This window comes from Bradyrhizobium sp. LeoB3, assembly GCF_055456055.1.
On sequence record NZ_JBVBEF010000046.1, the window covers coordinates 1 to 12,600 of the forward strand.

Annotated in this window: 9 protein-coding genes and 1 pseudogene; 5 read left to right on the top strand and 5 right to left on the bottom strand. The window is 62.1% G+C overall.

Annotation, left to right across the window (positions count from 1 at the left end; translation table 11 throughout):
- The coding region (locus ACZXDY_RS25955; RefSeq protein ID WP_464347471.1) for a SufD family Fe-S cluster assembly protein at nt 1-899 on the bottom strand (899 nt) is incomplete at its 3' end.
- Nucleotides 900-992: 93 nt separating this feature from the next.
- Nucleotides 993-2,147: a cysteine desulfurase family protein gene (locus ACZXDY_RS25960; RefSeq protein WP_464347472.1), complete on the bottom strand. Its 1,155-nt coding sequence runs from the start codon at nt 2,145-2,147 to the stop codon at nt 993-995.
- A 342-nt stretch (nt 2,148-2,489) separates the two neighbouring features.
- Here ACZXDY_RS25960 and ACZXDY_RS25965 point away from each other — a divergent pair, with 342 nt between their 5' ends.
- Nucleotides 2,490-3,137, top strand: coding sequence for an alpha/beta hydrolase (locus tag ACZXDY_RS25965; RefSeq protein ID WP_028169230.1), 648 nt, complete (start codon nt 2,490-2,492; stop codon nt 3,135-3,137).
- 115 nt (nt 3,138-3,252) lie between these two features.
- Here the strand turns inward: ACZXDY_RS25965 and ACZXDY_RS25970 are convergent, their stop codons facing one another.
- Together ACZXDY_RS25970 and ACZXDY_RS25975 are read right to left on the bottom strand one after the other, a co-directional pair.
- Nucleotides 3,253-3,927: a glutathione S-transferase family protein gene (locus ACZXDY_RS25970; RefSeq protein ID WP_028169229.1), complete on the bottom strand. Its 675-nt coding sequence runs from the start codon at nt 3,925-3,927 to the stop codon at nt 3,253-3,255.
- 90 nt (nt 3,928-4,017) lie between these two features.
- The gene (locus ACZXDY_RS25975; RefSeq protein ID WP_464347473.1) at nt 4,018-5,121 is read right to left on the bottom strand and encodes an anhydro-N-acetylmuramic acid kinase; all 1,104 of its coding nucleotides are present in this window, start codon (nt 5,119-5,121) and stop codon (nt 4,018-4,020) included.
- Nucleotides 5,122-5,285: 164 nt separating this feature from the next.
- Between ACZXDY_RS25975 and tyrS the strand changes: the two genes are divergently transcribed.
- The 3 genes and pseudogenes from tyrS to ACZXDY_RS25990 all read left to right on the top strand — a co-directional run bounded on the left by tyrS (nt 5,286) and on the right by ACZXDY_RS25990 (nt 9,647).
- Nucleotides 5,286-6,542, top strand: a complete 1,257-nt coding sequence (tyrS, locus tag ACZXDY_RS25980; RefSeq protein WP_464347474.1) for a tyrosine--tRNA ligase — start codon at nt 5,286-5,288, stop codon at nt 6,540-6,542.
- A gap of 55 nt (nt 6,543-6,597) precedes the next feature.
- Complete coding sequence (locus ACZXDY_RS25985; RefSeq protein WP_464347475.1) at nt 6,598-7,839, top strand: MFS transporter; 1,242 nt, start codon at nt 6,598-6,600, stop codon at nt 7,837-7,839.
- Between the two features lie 102 nt (nt 7,840-7,941).
- A pseudogene (locus ACZXDY_RS25990) lies at nt 7,942-9,647 on the top strand (methyl-accepting chemotaxis protein).
- 40 nt (nt 9,648-9,687) lie between these two features.
- Here ACZXDY_RS25990 and ACZXDY_RS25995 read toward each other — a convergent pair.
- Nucleotides 9,688-10,083 (bottom strand): nuclear transport factor 2 family protein, encoded by a 396-nt coding sequence (locus ACZXDY_RS25995; RefSeq protein ID WP_464347476.1) that lies wholly within the window; start codon nt 10,081-10,083, stop codon nt 9,688-9,690.
- Nucleotides 10,084-10,784: 701 nt separating this feature from the next.
- On the opposite strand from ACZXDY_RS25995, the gene ACZXDY_RS26000 reads away from it, so the two are divergent.
- Complete coding sequence (locus tag ACZXDY_RS26000; protein WP_464347501.1) at nt 10,785-12,557, top strand: CYTH and CHAD domain-containing protein; 1,773 nt, start codon at nt 10,785-10,787, stop codon at nt 12,555-12,557.
- Nucleotides 12,558-12,600 lie beyond the last annotated feature (43 nt).

The window sequence follows — 12,600 nt, forward strand, 5'->3', positions numbered from 1 at the left end:
ATGCCGCCCTTGCCTTCCGAGTTGCCGGGATACCAGTTCTGCACCGTCGAATATTTGATCTCGGCGTCATCGAGCGCGACCAGTTCGACCACGGCAGCGTGCAATTGATTCTCGTCGCGCTGCGGCGCGGTGCAGCCTTCGAGGTAGCTCACATACGAGCCCTTGTCGGCGATGATCAGCGTGCGCTCGAACTGACCGGTGTTGCGCTCGTTGATGCGGAAATAGGTCGACAATTCCATCGGACAGCGCACGCCCGGCGGCACATAGACGAACGAGCCGTCGGAGAACACGGCCGAGTTCAGGGTGGCGAAGAAGTTATCCGACGTCGGCACCACGCTGCCGAGATACTTCCGCACCAGCTCAGGGTGCTCGCGGATCGCTTCCGAGATCGGCATGAAGATCACGCCGGCCTTCTTCAATTCCTTCTGGAAGGTGGTCGCAACCGACACCGAATCGAACACGGCGTCGACAGCGATCTTGCGCTGCTCCGACGGCTCTCCGCCCGGAGGCGGCTCGACGCCCTCGAGGATCGCGACCTCCCTTAAGGGAATGCCGAGCTTCTCGTAGGTCTTGAGAATCTCCGGATCGATCTCGTCGATCGACGACAACGTCTTCTTCGGCTTCGGCGCCGCGTAATAGTAGAGGTCCTGGTAATCGATCTTGGGATAGTTGACGCGCGCCCAGGTCGGCTCGGTCATGGTCAGCCAGCGGCGGTACGCCTCCAGGCGCCATTCCAGCATCCAGGCCGGCTCGTTCTTTTTCTCTGAGATGAAGCGGACGATATCTTCCGAGAGCCCCTTGGGGGCCTTTTCGGATTCGATAAGCGTCTCGAACCCATATCGATACTGATCGACGTCGATCCGTCGGACACGGTCGACCGTCTCCTGTACAGCAGGCATTCAATCCTCCGCTCGCGGTTTCAAGGACCGCGGTGGATCAGTTCTAAAGAGTGGTACGGTTGCTTAGTGGACGAAAAACCCGCTTAGAACCGTTCAAGCTGTGTTTCGTCCCACTCTAAGTAAGGTATCGGCGAGCTTTAGCCAAGCCTTTACGGCCAAATCTATGTCTGTGGTGGATGTAGACCAGCCAAGACTAAGCCGCACTGCTCCCTGGGCGAGGTCCGGCCGGAACCCCATCGCGGCTAGCACATGTGACGGCTGGACCTTTCCCGAGGAACAGGCGGAACCCGAAGATACCGCGATTCCAGCTAGGTCGAAGCCGATCACGGCGGTTTCCGCCTTCAAACCTGGGACGGTGAATAGCGTGGTATTGGGCAGCCTCGGCACGCCGTCCGAGAATACAATAATACCACTTACTTCTCTCAGGCCAGCCTCAAGTCGGTCCCTCAGGGCCCGCAGCCGGACTGCGTCGGTCTCGAGGCTCGCCATCGCGGCCTTGGCAGCCGCGCCAAAGGCCGAGATGCCGGCGACGTTCTCCGTACCGGCGCGGCGCCCGAGTTCCTGGCCGCCACCGCGCAACAGGGGTTCGAGCCTCTCCACTCCCTCCGCCAGGACCACGGCCCCGACGCCCTTGGTGCCGCCGACCTTGTGCGCGGACAGCGTCACCAGATCCGCCTGCAATGATTCGAGAGCGAAGGGAATTTTCCCGAAGGCCTGGATCGCATCAACGTGGAGCAGTCCGCCGGCAGCATGAACGATCTCAGCTGCCTCCTCGACCGGCTGCAGCGCGCCGGTCTCGTTGTTGGCTAGCATCACCGACACCAATGCGGGCGGGCCATCGGCAAGCTTGCTACGGAGGTTATCGAGGTCCAGCACCCCTGACGATGTCACGGCCACGGTCTCGATCGCTTCAGTCGCAAAGCGCCCGCCTGATAGCACCGAGGCATGCTCGATCGCAGACACCAGGAGCCGCTGGACGGGAGCACTACCGCTCCGTCGCACGCCAGGCGTCAATGCCAGCACGTTCGCTTCCGTGCCGCCTGAGGCAAACACCACGTCCTGCGCCTTAGCGCCCACCGCCGCGGCGATCGCGCTCCTGGCGTCCTCGACCAGCCGACGTGCTTGCCGCCCCTCGGCATGCACCGAGGACGGATTGCCGCACAGCTCCCATGCCGCCGCCATCGCCGCCTTCGCCTCGGGGCGAAGCGGCGTGGTCGCATTCCAGTCGAGATAGACGCGATTCGTCATGGAGTATTATAATACCTCAAAACTTCTTACGGGCCTTGCCTGCAATCTTCGCTCGAATCCCTAGGCCAGTTGGTGATTGCCGCGCCGCCCGCAATCACCGGCTAACGCATTGAACACGCTTGGCGTTGTTCAAGATGCTTGCTTTTTGCCCCTCGCCTCATGCTAGAACGCGGGCCTCAAAAACCAACCGAGGCGTCGTTCGTTCGCGGGAAGCCGCCTGACGGCGCCGTTCACGGTAAATCCAGCCACTTTATCTGCCGGGGGCCGATGAAGTCAGCACAACTCGGTTGATTGCCCAGCGCCAACCAAGGGTCAAGCGTAGGATCACTCAAGGGATCACTGATGCCTGAAGTTATTTTCAACGGCCCGGCGGGCCGTCTCGAAGGCCGCTACCATCCGGCCAAGCAGAAGAACGCGCCGATCGCCATGATCCTGCATCCGCACCCGCAGTTTCACGGCACGATGAATCACCAGATCGTCTACCAGTGCTACTATGCCTTTGCGCATCGCGGCTTCTCGGTGCTGCGCTTCAACTTCCGCGGGGTCGGCCGCAGCCAGGGCTCGTTCGACCACGGCACCGGCGAATTGTCGGACGCAGCCTCCGCGCTCGATTGGGCGCAGAGCATCAATCCCGAGGCACGTGCCTGCTGGGTCGCGGGCTTTTCGTTCGGCGCCTGGATCGGCATGCAGCTCCTGATGCGCCGGCCCGAGGTCGAGGGATTCATCTCGATCGCGCCGCCGGCCAATCTCTATGACTTCTCGTTCCTGGCGCCCTGCCCGTCCTCCGGGCTGATCGTGCATGGCGACAAGGACGCCGTGGTGCCGCCCAAGGACGTCAACACGCTGGTCGAGAAATTGAAGACACAGAAGGGCATCGTGATCGATCAGCAGATCATCCCCGGCGCCAACCACTTCTTCGACGGCAAGCTCGAGCCGTTGATGGAAACCGTCACCGGCTATCTCGACATGCGCCTCGCCAACGTGCGCTAAGGCAGTGCGGCCCGTGTAGGATGGGTAGAGCAAAGCGAAACCCATCACTCGGGCCGCGTGTCGTGAAGGCGATGGGTTTCGCTTTGCTCTACCCATCCTACGGCGCTGCGGCGCGTTACGCCGCAAGCTTCAACACATGCGCGTCATGCTGCTTGAGGAAGGCGCGCAGCAATTGCGGATAGTCGGCGCCGACCGCGGCCTTCACGCTCGGACGCTTCGCCAGCTCCGCGCGCCACTTCCGCACCTTCGGCATGTCGTTGAACACCGCAAGGTCGATGAATTCGTCGAACACATCGAAATAGCGGAAGATCGGCGCGAACACCGCATCCACCAGGCTGAATTTCTCGCCCGCAAAGTACGGACCCGCGCCGAGTGCCGCCTCGACGCGGGCGAATTTGGCGGTGACCGCCTCCCGCTTGGCCTCGAAGGTCGTGGCATCCTTGGCAATCTCGAGGCCCCAGAGATCGCTTAAGGTGGCAGAGCCGAATTCCATCCAGGCGCGATGTTCGGCGCGCGCCAGCGGGTCCTGCGGATGCAGCTTGGCTCCGGCTTGCGTCTCCTCGATATATTCGCAGATCACGTTGCTCTCGAACAGCGCCACCTCGCCCTTGTCGGTCGCAACCGTCAGCACCGGCACCTTGCCGAGCGGCGATATCTTCAGGAACCAATCCGGCTTGTTGGCGAGGTCGATATCGATCCGTTCGAAGGCGACGCCCTTCTCGTTAAGCGCGATCACCGCGCGCTGCACATAGGGACAGAGCTTGTGGCTGATCAGTTTCAACGCGGCCATGGCGAACTCCTCGCTGGTTTCAAGCACTCGCATGCACCTAAATGCATTTGCATGAAACAGTCAAGAAAGGATGCAATTGCATCTAACGGCCTAAGGTCGCACGATGATGCCCCCGGTCATAGGAATAGGCACGCCGGTCGTGGCGGGATAGCTGAGCGGTAGGCCCTTCATCCCGCGCACAGCGAGGAAACCGAAGGCCTGCGCCTCGATCGCGTCCGGCGACCAGCCGAGCGCATCGGCTGCTTCGACGGTCGCGGGCGCAACCCGCTCGCGCAGCATCCGCAGCATGGTCAGATTGCGCGCGCCGCCGCCGGCAACGATCCAGCTCTTCGGCACCTTCGGCAATAGCGGCAGCACGCGGGCGATCGTGGCCGCAGTGAAGGCGGTCAGCGTCGCCGCGCCGTCGGCGGGCGTGACGTCCCCGAGCTTCAATGCGGCGAAATCATTACGGTCCAGCGATTTCGGCGGCGGCAGCGCGAAAAAGGGCAATTCCAGCGCGCGCGCAATCCAGGCCTCATCGGCCCTGCCCTGCGCGGCAAACCGGCCGTCGCAATCGAACGGCTGGCTCATGACGCGGAACATGTAGTCGTCGAGCAGCGCGTTGCCGGGACCGGTGTCGCAGGCGATCAGCGTGCCGGTGCCGTCGATATAGGTGATGTTGGAGACCCCGCCGACATTGACCACCACGGTCGGCCCCTCGCGCTGCACGGATTGCACCAGTGCCCGGTGATAGACCGGCACGAAGGGCGCGCCTTGCCCGCCGGCCTCGACATCGGCGGCGCGAAAATCATGCATCACGGGAATGTGGACCATTTTCGCCAGCGCCGCGGCATCGCCGATCTGCACCGTCAATCGGCGCTCCGGCCGGTGCAGCACGGTCTGGCCGTGGAAGCCGACAATGTCGATATCTTCCGGCGTGATGCGATTCTGTGCGGTGAAGGTGGCGACCGCCTCGGCATGCGCCAGCGTCACGGCGCGTTCGGCGTCGGCCAGGATCCCGGGCCGGGCATCGCGGTGCGCTAGATGGACGGCCTCGGTAAGTGCTTGGCGCAGCAGGCTGCGCTCGGCGTTGGTGTAGGGCCGGTAGCCGGACGGCCCAAACGACTTGACCCGCTTTCCGTCGGTTTCGATCAGTGCAACGTCAACCCCGTCGAGCGAGGTCCCGCTCATCAGACCGAGTGCGGTCAACATCATGCCTGCAGCCTTCGACGCCTCTTGTCCTGCCCTGACGCCCGGCTTGTATCAAACAAGCACATCTTATAATGCCACAGCGCCCCCTGCGGCGGCAGTCCGTTCGGTCGGGGTTCCCCAACTGGATGCAAATACCGTAAAACAAGCATGATCAGAGTCGCCGACAAATGACTACATTTAAATCGGATTTTATGAATGAGCTGCAGTGGCGCGGCTTCATTCATCAGGTGTCGGACGCGGCGGGCATCGACGCGCTCGCCGCCAAGGGAGACGTCGTGGCCTATGTCGGCTACGACTGCACGGCCCCATCCCTGCATATCGGCCATTTGTTGTCGGCCATGATGCTGCACTGGCTGCAGGAAACCAAAGGCGGCAAACCGATCACGTTGATGGGCGGCGGCACCACGCGCGTCGGCGACCCCTCGGGCAAGGACGAAACGCGTCAAATTCTCTCCATCGAGCAAATCGACACCAACAAGGAATCCATCAAGCACGTCTTCAAACGCTTCCTGACATTCGGAGACGGCAAGACCGATGCCGTGATGGCCGACAACGCGGAGTGGCTGACCAAGCTCAATTACATCGAAATGCTGCGGGATATCGGTCGGCACTTTTCCGTGAACCGCATGCTTTCCATGGACTCGGTCAAGCTCCGTCTCGATCGCGACCAGGAAATGAGCTTCATCGAATTCAACTACATGATCCTGCAGTCCTACGACTTCGTGGAACTGGCACGTCGCTACGGTTGCAATCTACAGATGGGCGGCTCCGATCAATGGGGGAACATCGTCACTGGTGTCGACCTCGGCCGCCGCATGGGCACTCATCAGCTCTACGCATTGACGACACCGCTGTTGACCACGGCCTCCGGCGCCAAGATGGGCAAGACCGCCGCCGGCGCGGTCTGGTTGAACGCCGACCAGTTCAGCCCCTACGATTACTGGCAATACTGGCGCAACACGGAAGACGCCGACGTCGGACGATTCCTGAAACTGTTCACGACGCTTTCAATGAGCGAGATCGGGAAGCTGGAGGCGCTGCAGGGCTCCGAGATCAACGAGGCCAAGAAGGTGCTGGCGACGGAAGCGACCGCCCTGCTCCATGGCCGCGATGCCGCAAACGAGGCGGCTGAAACCGCGCGACGCACCTTCGAGGAAGGCGCGCTGGCCGAGACGCTGCCCACGGTCGAAATTCCGCGCGGCGAGCTGGATGCCGGCATCGGCGTGCTGGCTGCCTATGTGAAAGCCGGCCTTGTCGCCTCTAACGGCGAGGCGCGGCGCCAGATCAAGGGCGGCGGATTACGCGTTAACGACGTCGCCGTCACCGACGAAAAGATGCTGCTGACGCCGTCGGATCTCACCGCGGAAGGCGTGATCAAGCTGTCGCTCGGCAAGAAACGGCACGTCCTGTTGAAGGCTGCATAGGCGCATTCGCTTTTTGCGACTTGTGGGGAGCTGCGGAAACGCGCTCCCTCTTCGCATGGACAAGAACACGCCCGGGGAGGAAGTTGCAGCGAAGCCGCCGACGCGCGTCGCGCTCAACGTGCTCGCGCTGTGCTTTGTGCTCGCGCTGATCGGCCGCGGCCTCGGCGAAAGCTTCACTGTCTTCTTGAAACCAATCTCTGAAAGCTTCGGCTGGGACCGCGCACAGACCGTTTCGGTCTATTCGCTGACCTGGCTTGCCGGCGGCCTGACCGCGCCACTGATCGGGCGCCTGTTCGACCATTCGGGGCCGCGAGCCGTCTATGCGTTGGGACTGCTGCTGCTCGGCGGCTCATTCCTGGTCGCGGCGCATGCGCAATATCTCTGGCAGTTGCAGTTCAGCATCGGCCTCAGCGTCGGAATCGGTATCGCCTTCATCGGCAATGTGCCGAACTCGATCCTGCTCGGCCGGTGGTTCGGACCTCGCCTGCCGACCGCGATGGCGGTGGTTTATTCCGCGGCCGGCGCCGGCGTGCTTGTGCTGCTCCCGGCCTCGCAGCTTTTGATCGATGGCGTCGGCTGGCGCGGTGCCTACCAGATCTTCGGCATCACGGCGCTGTGCCTGCTGGTGCCGCTATTGCTGTTGCCGTGGCGGCGGTTCTCGCGCGGCTCGCCGCATGTGGTGAAGAAGGCCGATCCTGACGTCGTCGACCAAGGCTGGACGCTGCTCGGCGCAATGCGTCATCACGCCTTCTGGGCGCTGTTTGCGACCTTCTTCTTCACCGCGATCGGCATGTATGCGATCTCGGCGCAAATCGTTGCCTATCTGATCGACGCGGGCTTTCCACCGCTGCAGGCCGCGACCGCCTGGGGCTTCAGCGGCGTCGTGCTGCTGTTCGGCATGCTCGGCGTGTCCGAACTCGACAGCATCATCGGCCGCCGACCGTCGGTCCTGCTCAGCTATGCAATCTCGATCGTCGGCATCATCCTGCTCTGGCTGCTGCAGTGGTATCCGAACTTCTGGCTGCTCACCGGCTTCGTCGTCACCTTCGGCAGCATGATCGGCTCGCGCGGCCCGCTGATCACGGCCACCGCGATGAAGATCTTCCGCGGCAAGCGGGTCGGCACGATCTATGGCACCATCTCGATCGGCAGCGGGCTCGGCTCCGCGTTCGGGTCTTGGGCCGGCGGCCTGATTCACGACTTCGCCCACAGCTACAACCCGGTGATCGCATTCGCGCTGGTCAGCGTGATCCTCGGAATGATCCCATTCCTGGTCGTGCCGGCGCTGCGCCGCTGATCAAGGGCGTCTCAGAGGTATCCCCTTGATGGCGCGCTGTATTCACTATTGGTAAGACAGTTCCTGCTATGCCTCGGGACACGATTTTCCGCAGAGGCCGCAATGAACATTCTCAGTCGACTGACGATCCGCACCAAACTCGCCAGCATCGTGGCTCTCGCGGCACTGACCGTGTTCGCGATCGTCGCGGGATCGGCCTGGCTCAGCCGAAGCCGCATGCTGGACGATCGCGTCGCACAGATGCGGACGGCGGTCGACCTGCTTTACGGCGTGGCGCAGTCGCTGCAGGACGAGGTCGCCGCAGGGAAGATGACGGTCGCCGAGGCCAAGGTGCAGTTTCGCCAGCGCGGCCGGAAAATGACCTTCAACAACGGCCAAGGCTATTCCGTCACTTACAATGCCGACACTTCGATCTTGTTGAACGCCGCCAATCCCCAGCTCGAAGGCAAAATCACCGGTGCAATCGATTCCAATGGCGTCCTGATTGCCGACGCCATTGTAGGCGCCGCCCGGCAGAAACTGGAAGGCGGGACCACATCCTATCTTTATGCACGCCCCGGCGGGACCGTGCCGTTGCGGAAAATGATCTTTGCCCGCGGCTTCGAGCCGTGGAACATCGTCATGAGCTACGGGCTCTATGTCGATGATATCGACGCCGATGTGAATGCGCTGCTGCTGGAGCTCGGCGCGGTCGGCGGCGGTCTGATGCTGCTGATGGGGCTGCTGATGGGGCTGTTGTCGTGGCTGATTGCCCGCGACGTGGTCGGAGCCCTCGATCGTCAGAAGAGCCGGATGCAGCGCATTGCCGAAGGCTCGCTCGACGAAGCGGTCGAGGAGACCGGCCGCGGCGACGAGATCGGCCGCATGGCGGAAACGCTCGAGGTGCTGCGGCAGACCGCGATCACCGCACGGGCGCTGGAAGCGGAACAGGATGCAACCAAAGAGCGGAGCGAGAAGGAAAAGCGCGCCGCCCTGATCGCGCTCGCCGATCGCTTCGATGCATCGGTCGGCCAGCTCGTCGGACTGATGGCGTCGGGATCCAGCGAATTGGAGGCCACCGCAAAGTCGATGTCCGCAACCGCCGAGGGCACCAATCACCGGGCCTCGGTGGTCGGCTCGGCGGCAACGGAGGCAAGCTCCCGCGTGCAGACCGTGGCCTCGGCGGCCGAGGAATTGTCCTCGTCGATCTCCGAATCAGCCGCCAGGTGGCCCAGTCGGCCAATGTCACCGGCCGCGCCGTCGCAAGCGCGCGCCGCACCGATACCATCGTGCGGGCGCTCGCCGATGGCGCCCAGCAGATCGAGCATGTCGCCGAGTTGATCTCCAGCATTGCCGAACAGACCAACCTGCTGGCGCTCAACGCCACCATCGAAGCCGGGCGTGCCGGCGAAGCCGGCCGCGGCTTTGCCGTGGTCGCCTCCGAGGTCAAGAGCCTCGCAAGCCAGACCGCGGAAGCCACCAAGGAGATCGGCACGCGCATCGCGCAGATCCAGGGCGCGACCAAGGAAGCCGTCGAGGCGATCGACGGCATCACCGCCACGATCGAGGAAGTCAGCACCATCGCCACCTCGATCGGCTCCGCGATCGAGCAACAGGGCGCGGCAACCGCCGAAATCGCGCGCAGCGTGTCGCAGACGGCGGAAGCGACCAAGGAGGTCACCACCAATATCGGCGGCGTCAGCGCCGCCGCCAACGAGACCGGCAACGCCGCGGGCCTCGTTCTGACCGCAGCCAGCAACCTGTCCAAGCAGGCCGAACAGCTCTCCGGCGAAGTGTCGACCTTCCTCGCCGGCGTTCGCGCCGCGTGAGCCAGTCTCGTTGCGAGGAGCTAGAGCGAAGTCCAGACATCTAGAATGATGTGACTTCGCCTACTCGCTCGACAAGATGCGCACGCGAGGGTGCAGGGTCAAATCGATCGGCGAAATATTGTGTTTCGTGGGCCACCAGCCCTTCGCGGAATTCCATGATACTCACCGTGTAGGACGGTATGCCGTCATAGGTAAGTACGAATTCTGTGATCCAGAGATCGCCGCTGCCGACAATTCGACGGACCGTAAAACGCTTCTTGTTTGGCTGGAGGAATCGGCTGTCTTGAATGTTGTGCCGTCCGCGGATCCGCTCGCCCGATTGCGGATAATCAAGCACAGCGTCCTCATGATAGATTTCATGCTCGACCTGGAAATCGCCCGCGTCTGAAGCATACCAATGGCGCTCCAACGCCGTCCGCACGGTTCGATCATTCATCTCGATCTCCCACCTGCGCAAAGCACGTCTAATTGCTCCAGTGTAACTGGCCTAAACCAAATTCCACAATACGCTAGCGGTGCGTGCGATCAGACAGGTGAAAGCTCGAGCACGGTTTGGCTCAGGGCCCAACTCGGATGTCAGCGCCCCGCAAGACTTGGTCTCATTTCTCCGGGTAGCGACGTCACTCAGCCTTTGACTGGCTTCCTGCGCAGCACAGAGATTGGAACATGTTGCGTGGTGCTGATCACGATCTGGGGTTCACCATCCGATGCGTGGCTTCTCAGCGTCTCCAATACCAGAAAGAACTTCTCGGCAAGCATAGCGTAAACCTCGCTGACCTTTGCATTTTCCGGATTTCAACGAGTCGAATTGCCAAATAACTCAATCACTCGCATCGAATGGCGGCAAATGGATTTCGCGCGGCAATTCGGCTTTTGGCGGTTTTCCTCCTTTTGCAATGTAGGCTGCGTTCCGCGAGCGATGAAAGCTCAATCCAGCAGTATCGGCCGCTGCTGTCCGACTTGTGCGACGATGCGTCGGTTCCATCGGGAGGACCGGACTGATTTCGAGCGCGAAAAACCCGCTTGATCTGGCTCACCCAAACGGATGAGGTCTCCAGGTAGATTGATGTCGTTCTTCCTTTTGGATGGCGGTGCGATGTGTTATCGAATCGTCACCCAACCGTCACACAATCGTACATGTCAGAAACTGATACGCCAGAGCCCGCCCGGGAAAGTGCACGCGCCGCCCACGGGCTTGATGGCACCATTGCCACACAGGACAACAAAAGGCCGAACGACTCTGTTGCCGCCGGGCAACACGGCGCCGTGGAGGCCCGTTCGCAGGAACCGCCGAACGATCCACTTCATCAGGCGCAATATCAGAGGAATGACGTAGCGTCAGAAATCCCTGCGCAAAATGGTGCTACGCCCGGCGGCAGCGAGATCGAGCTCAAGCTTCTTGTTGATGCTGATCGCATGGCGGATTTCAACGCCGCTCCGATCATCGCGACGAACGCACGCAACAAGGGCACACGAAAACACCTCAAGTCCGTCTATTACGATACGCCCGAGCAGACGCTGAGACGAAATGGATTAAGCCTGCGGGTTCGTCAGAACGGCGCACGGTTCGTGCAGACCGTGAAAGCCGAACTCGGAGACGATCCGCTCCGGCGCGGCGAGTGGGAGGCAAATATCCCTTCCATTGCTCCCGATGTCGAACTGGCGATCCCCTTCATCCCACCCAAACTTCGCTCGGACCTTAGACGTCATCAGCTCGAGGCAATCTTCACCGCGGATATCCACCGGCACACGCGCATCGTTGAGCTGCCATCCGGAACGATCGAGGTCGCTTTCGACCAGGGAGTGCTGAAGTCAGGCGATCAATCGATGCCTGTGAGCGAGATCGAATTGGAGCTCAAGGCTGGAAGCGCCAGCGCGATTTACGACCTCGCACTTCGGCTCGCGGACTATGGGTCCGTGCGACCGTCAATCCGCAGCAAGTCGGCGCGCGGCTTTGAGCTCGCGGCCAACGCGTCCCCCGCCCTGCGGAAGCCACGAAAGCTTCGCCTCGATCCGTCAATATCGCTCGATGAGGCCTTCGCAAAGATTCTGCGCTCCTGCCTCCACCATCTTCTTGGGTCTCTCGCGGCCGCCGAGGACGGTCGCGATCCTGAGGGAGTCCATCAGCTTCGCGTGTCGCTGCGCCGCCTTCGCGCGGCTCTGGACTTGATGCGATCCGTTGGGCCGCTGAGCAACCTCGACTCGTTCCGGTCGGAAGCAAGGTGGCTGGCACGAAACCTTTCCCCTGCACGCGATTGGGATATGTTTCAACGGGGCACGCTGCCGACCATCGCGCAGGCCTGTCCCTCGGTCGCGGGCTTTGATGCCCTGGAACAGCTCGCAGAGAAACGCCGATCTGCCGCCTACCAGAAGGTACGTCTCGCGCTGGCTGACCGCCGCTGCTCAAGTTTCCTGATCGGCCTCGGCGGCTGGATTGAGGCCAGGGGGTGGCGTAGCGACGTCTCACCCGAAGACCTTGGACGACTGGTCGAGCCCGCCATCAACTTTGCCGGACGCATCCTGTCCGAGCAGCATGCGAAAGTGCTCAAGCGCGGCCGCCGCTTCAAATCGCTTCCGGCGGAAAAACTGCACCGCTTGAGGCTCGCTGCGAAGCGACTGCGCTACGTCGCCGACTTCCTGTTACCGCTCTATGGAGAGCGAAAGTCCGTCAGGCGATTCTCTCGCGGGCTGGCCGACCTGCAGGAGGAACTTGGTTCCTTTAACGACATGGCGATCACAGACGGTCTTTTCGCTGAGCTCGGTGACGAGTTCTCCCAAAGCGGCACCGCTGCAGCCGCCATAACCGGCTGGCAGGCACACGCATCGATCGGCGTTGAGGCGCGCCTGCGAAACGCGTGGCAGGATTTCAGGAAAACAAAAGCACCCTGGTTGAGGGCAGCAGAGGCGTGATTGCTTCTCACCTCCGCCCGGGCGTTTAGGCCGCGTCCGTTTC

Bases quoted from the DNA above. Each gene is read 5' to 3' on its own strand.
- ACZXDY_RS25960 (WP_464347472.1), bottom strand. From the start codon at position 2,147: ATGACGAATCGCGTCTATCTCGACTGGAATGCGACCACGCCGCTTCGC.
- ACZXDY_RS25965 (WP_028169230.1), top strand. From the start codon at position 2,490: ATGCCTGAAGTTATTTTCAACGGCCCGGCGGGCCGTCTCGAAGGCCGC.
- ACZXDY_RS25970 (WP_028169229.1), bottom strand. From the start codon at position 3,927: ATGGCCGCGTTGAAACTGATCAGCCACAAGCTCTGTCCCTATGTGCAG.
- ACZXDY_RS25975 (WP_464347473.1), bottom strand. From the start codon at position 5,121: ATGATGTTGACCGCACTCGGTCTGATGAGCGGGACCTCGCTCGACGGG.
- tyrS (WP_464347474.1), top strand. From the start codon at position 5,286: ATGACTACATTTAAATCGGATTTTATGAATGAGCTGCAGTGGCGCGGC.
- ACZXDY_RS25985 (WP_464347475.1), top strand. From the start codon at position 6,598: ATGGACAAGAACACGCCCGGGGAGGAAGTTGCAGCGAAGCCGCCGACG.
- ACZXDY_RS25995 (WP_464347476.1), bottom strand. From the start codon at position 10,083: ATGAATGATCGAACCGTGCGGACGGCGTTGGAGCGCCATTGGTATGCT.
- ACZXDY_RS26000 (WP_464347501.1), top strand. From the start codon at position 10,785: ATGTCAGAAACTGATACGCCAGAGCCCGCCCGGGAAAGTGCACGCGCC.